Below are 11,370 nucleotides of genomic sequence, written 5' to 3'. Positions count from 1 at the left end.
CTATTTGCAGATTATTAATGCAGGTGGAGGGACATCCATTGCCAGAGAAAAAAGAATCAAAAGAATGGGAAATATATGATGAAACGATTGAGAAGTTTATACAAGTTATCGCGAAGAATATGAACCTATATGGTATCACTTCATCAGTCGGAAGGTTATATGGTGTATTATATTTTGCAGATCAGCCAATGACGTTGGATGATATGCGAGATGCGTTAGAAATGAGTAAAACAAGTATGTCAACAGGAGTAAGATCATTATCCGATATGAAGATGGTTGAATCAACATTTAAGCGGGGCATACGGAAGGATTTATATCAATCAGAAGAAGATTGGTATAAATCTTTTACCTCTTTATTTGGTAACCGTTGGCGTCATCATACAGAAACAAATATTGAAGAAGCAGATGAAGCTATTTACGAATTGGAGAAACTTTATGAAGAAACAACAGATGAAGAGCTAAAGCTGAAGATTACTCGGGACATTGATCGATTACGGTATGCGCAGAATTATTATACCTGGTTAATGAAATTCATTCAGGTCATTGAATCTGGAAAAATCTTCGATTATATTCCTAAAAACTAAGGAACGGTAGGGATTGGCAGTTAAATTGACTATAATTAGTTGATGTCAATCTCTTTTTGTTTACAGTTGGATTGAATTATTTGGTAACGGGGAGGAGTAAATATGAAAAATGATGTTAAAAAAGGAATTGGACATGTAAGTGTTGGTGACGCTTATGACGGTTTCTTACTAATAAGAGAAGCAACCAAAGGGCTAACCAGTAACGGGAAACCATTCTTAACATTAATGCTGCGTGATGCATCTGGAGAGATTGAAGCCAAATTATGGGATGCTAGTAAAGAAGACGAAAGCTTATTCGTCCCTGAACAGATTGTGAAACTAGCTGGAGAAGTTGGTCAATTTCGAGGTAAACCACAATTAAAAATATTATCTGTACGACCTTCGCAACCGACAGATGACGTACATGTTTCTGATTTTGTGGAAAAAGCACCAATCGAAAAAGATAGGCTAATAGAGAAATTGACAGAAGCCATTTTTGAAATGCAAAATGCCACATTACAACGGATTGTTCGAGCTTTTATTAAGAAATATCAGGAGGCACTATTAACATATCCTGCTGCAACCAGGAATCACCATGAGTATGCTTCTGGTTTAGCTCATCATATTGTTAGTATGCTTGCAATTGCTAAGGAACTACATCAATTATATCCACAGCTAAATAAAGATTTACTATATGCTGGAATTATTCTTCACGATATAGGTAAGATAAAAGAGCTATCAGGTGTGGTAACAACCACTTATACATTAGAAGGTAAGTTACTTGGACATATTCCCATGATGATTGAAGAAATAGGTCTGATGGCTGAAGAGTTACAAGTAGAAGAGGAAGAAGAAGTTTTGATATTAAAGCACTTAGTTTTAAGCCATCATGGAAAAGCAGAGTGGGGTAGTCCTAAACCTCCTCTTGTACGTGAAGCGGAGATTCTTCATTTAATTGACCTATTGGATGCAAAATTAAATATGTTAAATCGATCACTCGAAAAAGTGAAACCAGGAGAGTTTACCGAGCGATTATTCGCAATGGACAATCGGGCATTTTATAAACCATTATTTGAAGATTAACGAAAAGTAACGGGTATTTTTTGCTTTCTACTCTCATATATATTCACTAGAGAGATGGACAAGGAGGCATAAAACCCATGATATTAGGAGTGCCTTGGTGGGTATTCGTCATGATTATTCTTATATTTCTTAGTGGATTCATGGCATTCCGTGGAATGCTCGCTGAAAAGAAAATTGAGCAACAATTCATTGAGAAAGAAGGAGAAGTATACATGAAACGAATACAAGAGGAACAAAAAAAGAAAGCACAACGAAAACAAACAAGAGAAACTTCATAATAAAAGGCTAGTCCACTGATTGTGGCTAGCCTTTTTAGTTCATTGTTTATTCTTGAGATTCAGTATCTTCTGATCCACCGTTTGATTCTCCAGATTGACTGCTGTCTTCTTGTTTAAACATATCTTTGTATTCTTCAATTTTTACATCAATGTTTGCGTCCTGAAGAATTTTATCAATTTTTTCCTGAGCTTTGGTAGGATCCATTTTTTGAGTTAGTAACTCACGACGAAGATCTTCTTTTACATCTTCATATTTACCAATACTTTCTTCTTTTTCGCGCTTATCATTTACTTTAATAATATGGAAACCATGTTCTGTTTTAACAGGATCGCTGATTTCACCTTTTTCCATACTGTAAGCGGCATCCTCGAACTCAGCAACCATATCGCCTGCTGTGAAGTAGCCAAGGTCGCCACCTTGTTCAGCAGACCCGTCTGTAGAGTATTCTTTAGCTAATTCCGCAAAATCTCCACCATCATCAAGCTTTTGTTTTACTTCTTTGGCTGTTTCTTCATCTTCCACTAAAATATGCTGAGCTTTAATTTCAGTGTTTTTTCGATCGTAGTATTCTTTAATTTCTTCTTCTTTAATTTCTACATCTTCAGCAACTGCTTCTTCTTGTAGAAGACTGATTTTAATAACACTACGAAGTGCGTTCTCACTACCGAACTGTTGTTGTACTGCCATATCATACTGTTCACCAAGTTGATCTTTCATTTTCTGTATTTCTTCATCAACTTGTTCATCTGATACTTCATACTTATCTTCCAATACCTCAATAGTAACCATCTCTTGAAGAATCCCTTCACCATAACGATCCTTTAATTCTTGGTAGAATTCTTCTTTTGTTACATTACCAGAACCAGTTTCTACAACTGCTTCTTCTCCGTCTGAACTGCAAGCACCTAACGTAATTAACCCTGCCGTTAATGTGACAGCAATTGCTGTTTTCTTCATACTTGAACACTCCTAATCTGCTTGTACAATAATTCTCCCCTAACAATAAATATAACATATAAATAAGTAAAAAATACAGTTCTAACTAAAACTGTATTTTTAAAACTATACCATGACATTCATTACTCTTACATACGAACATACAAGCAGTACAGTTATCATAATATTAATGATTCGGAACATCTTTCCTTGCTTGAGAGATTCCATTTCCATTTTTAAACAGAATTGATGTGTTAATGAATTAAAAATAAGTAAAATAATAAATCCATATAATAGAAAGATAATATTCATTATATCCCCCCTGATACTAAAGCTCTCTATATAACGTCTTTGTTGTATAATTAGTTAAGCTCTCTAGAATATCCTATTCACTACTGTATCAAAAGATTAACATTATGAACAGAGCAGAGTATTAGAAAAAATGAAAGGATTTGGTTCGATGGAACCAAATCCTTTAATGTTGATGTGCTCTTACAAGTATATCAAAACCATTTCCATCTTCTCTATTTTCGATTAAAGACCGTTTTGGTGCATTCCAAAGATATGCAATAAACAGTATATCAATAACTGCAATTCCAATATTTACGGATGTTAATAAGAGAATATATACGGAATACGCTGTAAAGTAGAAACTAGCAACTACTCCAGGAATTGTAAGCAAGACGGTAGGAGCTAATTTTACAATGAAATATGCTTTTTTTGTTAGGTGATATTTCGTATAATAATAAAATACAGGAAAAATTTTATGTCTTAATTTAAATACAATTTTAATGCGCTTATTCATTAGGATCAAAGGTAAGATATGCATACACGAATGAATGGTTGGTAAAAGAACCAATGAAAGCAAGAATGGAATGATTCCTGATTCATTTACATCATTCGTCCCTTGAGCCATTGTTAATGAAACATATAGAAAGATAAAAGCGATTAGTGCAACTAGCAAAGACACAAGGTATAAACGGTTTCGACCGAATTCTTTTGTAAGATTAATTGATTTCCAGCAATTCATTTTTGATCCCTCCAACCAAGCTTCTTAGAAGTTTTATCCTTCATGAATAATAGTACGATTAATGGTAAAAATCAATAGTTTTTTTATACTTTTTTTTGACGTAAAGAAAAGTTTAAAATAATGAGGGTGGGATCCCTATACAAGCAAGGGTTTGCCAGTTATTATCAACAGTATGTAAAAGTTGATAAAGGTGTGAAATGATGAAGGAGTGAAGATTTATAATGAAAGATTATCACGAAGCAGAAACAGCTTCTTTTCACTTACATTTACTGTCTAAAATTATGGATATGGATAAATACCCATTTACAAAGTTAATTATTGAAAGGAATCTAACCAAAGCAGAATACATTGAGTTAATGGATCGTTTATCCTTATTAAATCAACAGTTTGAGGTGCAAACAAAGGAAGGGTTGTTAGATTTTTCATCTTTGCTTCTTCATTTCGCAGGAATGCTTACGGAGAAACTAGAACCAAATCAAACCATTTATGCATTAAAAGAAGAAGGAGTTTATCCTTCTTTAATGGAAACATTTATAACTATCTTAAAACAAACCAAGGAATAGAAAAGAAGGTAATCAGCACATATCTTCTTTTCTATTCCTTTTTTAATCCTGTTTCATCTCTTTAAATACATTCTCAACTTCTTGATGAAATAAAATGATTTGCTTAAGTCGAGGTGTAATCGTTGTGACTTCAGATGATCGTAACTGATGCATTTGTTTTTCAATTTCTTCTAGAGAAACACGTTGTTGATTTGCGGCATCAATCCATTTGTTTATATAAGAATTCATAAATGATTTAAATAATTGCGTATTTGCTTCGTATAGATCTTTACGAACACCTTTTCTCCAAACACGAGTAACTAAATTTTGATCTGAAAGAGCGCGAATACTTGTACTCATTGATGTTTTACTTTTTCCAAGAGCATCTGCCATATCATCTAACGTCATTGGTTTTTCAGTTAAGTATAGGTAAGCAAATAATCTTGATTCTAAGGGGGTCAGGCCAAACATTTCTACCGTTTTTGATAATTCCAGCATAATTTCATTGATGATTGTTTCTTTTTGAGGTCTGTTCATAAAATCCTCCTAAAGCCTTGATATATCAAGGTTACACTATATCCTAATCTATTAAAAATAGGTAATGATATCGAATTTTAAAGCAATTTAGAGCTAAACAAAGGATATTGTATGTATTTTTTATACAGAATTAACTGTATAAAAAATACATACAAAACCAAAAGAATTTAAAGTTTGTATTGAATTAATAAAACCGTTATAGTAGATAAAGTAAATGAAAAACTGTGTTCGGAGCTCGTGAAAATCTATGTATCAATGAAAATAGTTTTTCATGCGTCTTTGTATGTATCAGTACTGATCTGAAAGTAGTAGTTCTATAATCATGTTCAGAAGCTGAAATAGAAAAATAGAGGTGAAAGTAGTGCCAGTAATAGAAGCGAAAAATTTATCAAAGATTTTTGGTAAAAATCCGAAGCAGACAACAAAGCTTTTGGATAAAGGGGTATCAAAAGACGACATTTTAAAGGAAACGGGTAACACAGTAGGTGTTAATCGTGCGTCTTTCTCCGTCGAACAAGGGGAAATTTTCGTTATTATGGGGCTTTCAGGAAGTGGTAAGTCAACATTAGTACGGCTGATTAATCGATTAATTGAACCAACGGAAGGAACGATATTAATTGATGGGGATGACTTATTAACTTTAGATAAGAAGTCGCTTCGAGAAGTTCGTCGTCAGAAACTAAGTATGGTCTTCCAAAAATTTGCGTTATTTCCACATCGTACAATTTTGGAAAATGCCGAGTACGGATTAGAAATTCAAAAAGTAGATAAAGAAGAAAGGCGAAAAAAAGCTCAGGAAGCTTTAGAATTGGTAGGTTTAGGTGATTATATGCATCAAAAACCAAATCAGCTATCTGGTGGTATGCAGCAGCGTGTAGGACTTGCACGTGCTTTAGCAAATGATCCAGAAGTTCTTTTAATGGACGAAGCTTTCTCAGCATTGGATCCATTAATTCGTAAAGATATGCAAGATGAACTATTAGATTTACAAACAAAGATGCAAAAAACAATCCTGTTCATCACGCATGATTTAGATGAAGCATTACGGATTGGCGATCGAATTGCTTTAATGAAAGACGGTTCGATTGTTCAAATTGGTACACCGGAAGAAATATTAGTTAATCCGGAAAATGATTACGTTGAAAAATTTGTTGAAGATGTCGATCGCTCCAAAGTTTTAACAGCACAGCATATTATGAAGCGTCCAGAAACAATTAATATTGAAAAACATGGGCCGCGCGTTGCGTTAGAACGAATGCGTGAAGAAGGACTTTCCAGCATTTTTGTCGTTGATAAGAAGCGAAATCTCAAAGGGTATATTACAGCTGACGATGCATCAGAAGCACGGAAAAAAGAAATTAAAGATCTCCAAGATATCATGAAAAATGATATCCCACGTGTAAATAAAGAAACGCCAATGCATGAGATCTTTGATTTGATTTATGATTCGCCAATACCTGTAGCTGTTGTTGAAAATGAAAAATTAGTTGGAATTATTGTACGTGGGGCAGTACTTGCTGCATTATCCAGTGAGGGTGAGGTGAATCTAGATGCTTAATAACATATTAGAAATAGTTCCAGAGATGCCAATTGCAAAATGGACCAATTCTGCTACAGATTGGATTACGGATAAATTTTCCTTTTTATTCGACCCTATCAAGGAACACTTCGGGAATTTCATGGAGATGACTTCCGAAACTTTAAATACTATTCCACCAGTCATTATTATTCTTATCGTTGCAATTATTGCATTCTTTATTTCTGGTAAGAAATTTGGATTGGCAGCCTTCTCTATTGTGGGATTATGGTTAATTTATAACCAAGGTTTATGGGAGCAATTAATTAGCACATTTACACTTGTGCTTCTAGCCAGTCTATTATCAGTCATTGTTGGTGTTCCACTCGGCATTCTAATGTCGAAAAGCAAAATTGCTTCTGCAATTATTACACCTATTCTTGACTTTATGCAGACAATGCCGGCGTTTGTTTATTTGATTCCGGCAGTAGCATTTTTTGGAATTGGTATGGTTCCAGGTGTATTTGCATCATTAATTTTCGCAACACCGCCAACAGTACGCTTTACCAATCTAGGGATTCGTCAGGTGTCAAATGAGTTAGTTGAAGCATCGGAGGCATTTGGTAGTACCGGTGCACAGAAGTTATTTAAAGTAGAGTTACCTATGGCAAAAACGACAATTATGGCCGGTATTAACCAAACCGTTATGCTGGCATTATCTATGGTAGTAATTGCTTCAATGATTGGGGCACCTGGTTTAGGAAGAGATGTTCTTTCAGCACTACAACGTGCAGAGGCAGGTGCTGGATTTGTTGCCGGACTAGCAATTGTTATCCTGGCAATTGTAATTGATCGTATTACACAAAACATGAATAAACAAAAAGATTAATCGTTGTTGGTATCTTTTCTAAGGAAAAGTTTCCATATATATCAACTTTAAAAGGGGAGATTAGTATTATGTTTAGAAATAACTGGAAACGTCTGGGTTTAACTGCCGGACTTGCATTGTCATTATTTGCAGCAGGATGTGGGTCAGATGAAGAATCTACTAGTTCTGATGAAGGAGCTTCATCAGAAGGAAAAGAAATTGAACTAGCATATGTAGAATGGGATACGGAAGTTGCTTCTACACATGTCATTGGTAAAGTTCTTGAAGATCAAGGGTTTGATGTAACGTTAACCCCATTAGATAATGCAGTAATGTGGGAAGCCGTAGCTAACGGCGAAGCAGATGGAATGGTAGCTGCATGGTTACCAGGTACGCATGCTGACCAGTATGAAAACTATGGCGATCAAGTAGTTGATTTAGGTACAAATCTAGAAGGAGCAAAAATTGGTTTAGTTGTACCAGAATACATGGATGTAAATAGTATTGAAGATTTAGATTCTCAAGCAGATCAAACAATTACTGGAATTGAACCTGGCGCTGGTGTAGTAGCAGCGGCGGAGGATGCAGTGGAAGAATATGAAAACCTTGAAGGTTGGGAAGTGCAAACTTCTTCAAGTGGTGCTATGGCTACGCAATTAGGTCAGGCGATTGAAAATGAAGAAGACGTCATTGTTACAGGTTGGTCACCACACTGGAAATTCGCTAAATACGATTTGAAATATCTAGAAGATCCAAAAGGTTCATTTGGTGAAGCTGAAACCATTGATACAATGGTGCGTCAAGATTTAGAAGAAGATATGCCAAATGCATATAAAATTTTAGACCAATTTAACTGGACCTCTGAAGATATGGAAGAAGTTATGCTAGAAATCACAGATGGAGCTACACCTGAAGATGCTGCAGCAGCATGGGTTGAAGAAAATCAAGATAAAGTTGATGCGTGGACAAAAGGTGTAGAGTAATGGATGGAGGGCTGATACTTTATTGTATCAGCCTTTCAATGAACAAAAGAAAGGATGTTTATGTGAATAGCAAAGTAAAAAAGACAGCAGGTTTACTATTTAGCTTAATCATTGTATGTATACTGGCAGCATGTGGTTCAAATGATTCTGAAGGTGAGAATACAGAAGGATCAACAGAACAAACCAATTATAGTGAGGCAGTCGATTATACAATTACAGGTATTGAGCCTGGAGCTGGAATTACAGTTACAACTGAAAAAGCAATTGAACAATATGATTCGCTCTCAGGCTGGGAACTAGAACAGTCGTCTACAGCTGCAATGGTCACAGAATTGGAAGATGCTATTGCTAATGAAGAACCAATTGTAGTTACAGGGTGGAATCCGCATTGGATGTTTGCTAAATTTGATAACATTAAATATTTAGATGATCCGAAAAATGTTTATGGGGATGTTGAGGTTATCAAATCATTAGCTCGAAAAGGATTGAAAGAGGAAAAGCCAAACGCTTATAAATTAATTGATCAATTTAACTGGAGCGTTGACGATATGGAAGGAATTATGTATGAATCATCAGAAACTGGAAAAGATATCGCTGAAGTTGCTAAACAATGGGTGAAAGATAACCCCGATAAAGTAGCTAGTTGGACCGAAGGCGTCGAAGATGTTGATGGTGTGGCAATCGAACTTGTGTCTACGCCTTGGGATTCCGAGCGTGCATCTGTTAATGTTGTAGCAGAAGTATTACGCCAGAAAGGTTTTGAAGTTACGATCACTCCGGTGGACGTAGCAGTTGTTTTTGAAGCGATCGCAAATGGTGATGCTGATGCTACGTTAGCAGCATGGATGCCAATGACACATAAAGATTTTTATGATGAATTCAAAGATGACTTTGTCGATATGGGACCAAATCTCGAAGGAGCAAAAATTGGAATTGTAGTACCAGAATATATGGATATTGATTCAATTGAAGATTTACAGGCAAAATAAAACAAGAAAAGAGCATAGAGATGCTCTTTTCTTGTTTTATTGAATAAACGAAAGCATTTTCTGATGGAAGAATGCTTACAAGCTTATTAATGTTTTTTTACTTTATCCTCTAAGTCTTTTAAACTTAATTCAATTTGTTCTAAATATTGGTGAATGCTTTCTTGATGCGGCTCTACTGTAGCCTTCCAATCACTAACCGATTGTTTCATATCTTGTGTAAGTTCTTTAATTAAAACTGCACCCTCTTGAGAAGTTTCTTTAATTTGCTTTTTCAAGCGTAATCCATCTTGTTTTAAGTTTAAAAGGACATCCTTCCATTCGATGCTTCTATCTTTCATTTGCATACGTAAATCTCTCCCAGAAGCGGGTGTACTTAATAATGTAACTGCTGCACTTACAGCACCTCCAACCATTAAACCTAAAAATAACGACTTATTATTCGCCATTTATCATACGCTCCTTTCTACACATATTATATCTTTTCCTCTTTAGAGTGTAATATTAAACCTTTTATCACAGCTTATGTATTTTTTAAAAAATCCTCCGACAAGCATGTCAGAGGATTTTCATTACGTAATGATGAGTGGCTGTGACCTCTTTAGAATTTTTTGTACGATCGGATAGACAACAGCCATTATGACTGTATTTAATAGAGCAGCTGGTAAAACAGCTATCCCAAATAATGCAATAAATGATCCATCCATTAGACCTATTAAAAATAGGGCAGTACTCAAGAAAATGGCTCCGGAAATCATTGTCCCAACTGCTGTTAGAGCTGGTGCACTATACGAAGGGTTCATTCGATCCTTTATTACAATAAACATTGCTAGAAATAACATCGCTGTTAATGGTTTATCAATTAAATTAGCAATTTGTCCCCTGGAGCTGTCGTTGTTAATGCTGATACAACACCCGTAGCAATAGAAAGTATAGCTACATATTTAATTTTAGGGAATAGAAGGATACCTAGAAACATCATTGCCAGCAACATGTCAGGTTTTACTCCAAATAATACTGGTGGCACTACTGCATGGAGTACTGCACCTATCCCCACCAAAAGAGACAAAATAATTAAAATACGCGTATTCATTTGTCAACTCTCCTCTTCTCAGCTTTTCTCAACTAAAGTTCCCAACTGTACACTATTGTCAGTTGCGGAAATATAGTACTATTATATCAAAAAGTTTACGGAATAAAAAGAGTTGAATGTGGATTTTTCAAGGGTTGTACACTAGTTCATTGCTTGGTTTAGTTTACTTGCAATCTCCTGTAAATCCTCTGATGTATAGTCATCAGAATGAACAGTCCAATTCGATGAAAAGCCGTCTTCTTTTCCATAACGAGGTAATAAATGTATATGTAAGTGGAAAACGGATTGATCAGCTGGTTTTTCATTATTATTTAATAAATTCATGCCAATTGGTTGGTATGTTTCTTTGATTGCTTTTGCGATTTTAGGAACTCTTTCAAATAAAGCTGCTGCTATTTCTGGAGGGGTTTCATAAATATTTTTAACATGTGTCTTAGGTATAACTAATGTATGCCCCTTGGTAACTTGGCTAATATCTAAAAAAGCATATACGTGTTCATCTTCATATACTTTAGCAGATGGAATTTCTCCATCGATGATTTTGCAAAAAACACAATCTCCATGACTCATTCTATCACCAATCCTCTCATACATTTTTTCTTTCATTGTATATAGTAATGTAACTTATTGTAAAGGGATCCATCTAAGAATTATTTATGTCAAAAAACGAGCTAGCCCATATGGACTAGCCCTTGAAAGGAATGAGATGCAATTTTCTAATGCGGGGACAAGTAAACATTACATAAGCGCATTGCTTCATAAATGCTTACAAAAACCTTTTTGTTCCATATCTCCGTTCTTAGAGATATGTTTCAAAATGGTCATTGATTAGACTGCCGTTCACAAACACCTCATTTTTGTGTTTTTTGTACACGAAATTCAGTTAGATATCGATCACTAACACCTCATTTGTGTAAGCATACACGCATTTACATTAGATTTTCGATCGCTGAC

The 11,370-nt window shown here is 35.1% G+C and carries 14 protein-coding genes and 1 pseudogene; 8 read left to right on the top strand and 7 right to left on the bottom strand.

The genetic code is table 11. The features are described 5' to 3' along the window. Window positions 1-38 precede the first annotated feature (38 nt). From BN990_RS14530 to BN990_RS14520, 3 genes are all read left to right on the top strand, one after another. On the top strand, window positions 39-584 hold the full coding sequence (locus BN990_RS14530; protein ID WP_021292199.1) for a GbsR/MarR family transcriptional regulator: 546 nt from the start codon (window positions 39-41) through the stop codon (window positions 582-584). Between the two features lie 102 nt (window positions 585-686). Further along, window positions 687-1,646: a 3'-5' exoribonuclease YhaM gene (gene yhaM, locus BN990_RS14525; RefSeq protein WP_021292200.1), complete on the top strand. Its 960-nt coding sequence runs from the start codon at window positions 687-689 to the stop codon at window positions 1,644-1,646. A gap of 77 nt (window positions 1,647-1,723) precedes the next feature. Further along, entirely contained in the window at window positions 1,724-1,924 is a 201-nt protein-coding gene (locus BN990_RS14520) for a sporulation YhaL family protein (RefSeq protein ID WP_021292201.1), read from the top strand. 46 nt (window positions 1,925-1,970) lie between these two features. On the opposite strand, the gene BN990_RS14515 is transcribed toward BN990_RS14520, so the two are convergent. The 3 genes from BN990_RS14515 to BN990_RS14505 all read right to left on the bottom strand — a co-directional run bounded on the left by BN990_RS14515 (window position 1,971) and on the right by BN990_RS14505 (window position 3,891). Further along, window positions 1,971-2,882: a peptidylprolyl isomerase gene (locus BN990_RS14515; protein ID WP_021292202.1), complete on the bottom strand. Its 912-nt coding sequence runs from the start codon at window positions 2,880-2,882 to the stop codon at window positions 1,971-1,973. Between the two features lie 105 nt (window positions 2,883-2,987). Beyond that, a complete protein-coding gene (locus BN990_RS14510; RefSeq protein WP_021292203.1) occupies window positions 2,988-3,173 on the bottom strand; it encodes a hypothetical protein in 186 nt (61 codons plus the stop codon). Between the two features lie 163 nt (window positions 3,174-3,336). Next, window positions 3,337-3,891: a DUF3267 domain-containing protein gene (locus tag BN990_RS14505; RefSeq protein ID WP_021292204.1), complete on the bottom strand. Its 555-nt coding sequence runs from the start codon at window positions 3,889-3,891 to the stop codon at window positions 3,337-3,339. A gap of 221 nt (window positions 3,892-4,112) precedes the next feature. Here BN990_RS14505 and BN990_RS14500 point away from each other — a divergent pair, with 221 nt between their 5' ends. After that, complete coding sequence (locus BN990_RS14500; RefSeq protein WP_038245655.1) at window positions 4,113-4,454, top strand: DUF1878 family protein; 342 nt, start codon at window positions 4,113-4,115, stop codon at window positions 4,452-4,454. Window positions 4,455-4,496: 42 nt separating this feature from the next. On the opposite strand, the gene BN990_RS14495 is transcribed toward BN990_RS14500, so the two are convergent. After that, window positions 4,497-4,970, bottom strand: a complete 474-nt coding sequence (locus BN990_RS14495; RefSeq protein WP_038245652.1) for a GbsR/MarR family transcriptional regulator — start codon at window positions 4,968-4,970, stop codon at window positions 4,497-4,499. 361 nt (window positions 4,971-5,331) lie between these two features. Here BN990_RS14495 and BN990_RS14490 point away from each other — a divergent pair, with 361 nt between their 5' ends. From BN990_RS14490 to BN990_RS14475, 4 genes are all read left to right on the top strand, one after another. Beyond that, window positions 5,332-6,528 (top strand): quaternary amine ABC transporter ATP-binding protein, encoded by a 1,197-nt coding sequence (locus BN990_RS14490; RefSeq protein WP_038245651.1) that lies wholly within the window; start codon window positions 5,332-5,334, stop codon window positions 6,526-6,528. After that, window positions 6,521-7,375, top strand: a complete 855-nt coding sequence (locus BN990_RS14485; protein WP_021292208.1) for an ABC transporter permease — start codon at window positions 6,521-6,523, stop codon at window positions 7,373-7,375. The genes BN990_RS14490 and BN990_RS14485 overlap by 8 nt, the downstream gene beginning before the upstream one ends. Before the next feature lie 68 nt (window positions 7,376-7,443). Next, complete coding sequence (locus BN990_RS14480) at window positions 7,444-8,337, top strand: glycine betaine ABC transporter substrate-binding protein (RefSeq protein WP_038245650.1); 894 nt, start codon at window positions 7,444-7,446, stop codon at window positions 8,335-8,337. A 38-nt stretch (window positions 8,338-8,375) separates the two neighbouring features. Continuing rightward, window positions 8,376-9,326, top strand: a complete 951-nt coding sequence (locus BN990_RS14475; protein ID WP_051739271.1) for a glycine betaine ABC transporter substrate-binding protein — start codon at window positions 8,376-8,378, stop codon at window positions 9,324-9,326. A gap of 86 nt (window positions 9,327-9,412) precedes the next feature. On the opposite strand, the gene BN990_RS14470 is transcribed toward BN990_RS14475, so the two are convergent. The 3 genes and pseudogenes from BN990_RS14470 to BN990_RS14460 form a co-directional block, all read right to left on the bottom strand. Further along, a complete protein-coding gene (locus BN990_RS14470; RefSeq protein ID WP_021292211.1) occupies window positions 9,413-9,772 on the bottom strand; it encodes a YtxH domain-containing protein in 360 nt (119 codons plus the stop codon). A gap of 123 nt (window positions 9,773-9,895) precedes the next feature. Next, window positions 9,896-10,416 (bottom strand): annotated as a pseudogene (locus BN990_RS14465) (tryptophan transporter). Window positions 10,417-10,557: 141 nt separating this feature from the next. Further along, window positions 10,558-10,986, bottom strand: a complete 429-nt coding sequence (locus BN990_RS14460) for an HIT family protein (RefSeq protein WP_031335769.1) — start codon at window positions 10,984-10,986, stop codon at window positions 10,558-10,560. Window positions 10,987-11,370: the final 384 nt, after the last annotated feature.

This window comes from Virgibacillus salexigens (assembly GCF_000723585.1).
Lineage (GTDB): Bacteria > Bacillota > Bacilli > Bacillales > Amphibacillaceae > Virgibacillus > Virgibacillus salexigens.
Note: the sequence above shows the minus strand (reverse complement) of the source record. Positions and strands in the feature narration are given on the sequence as shown.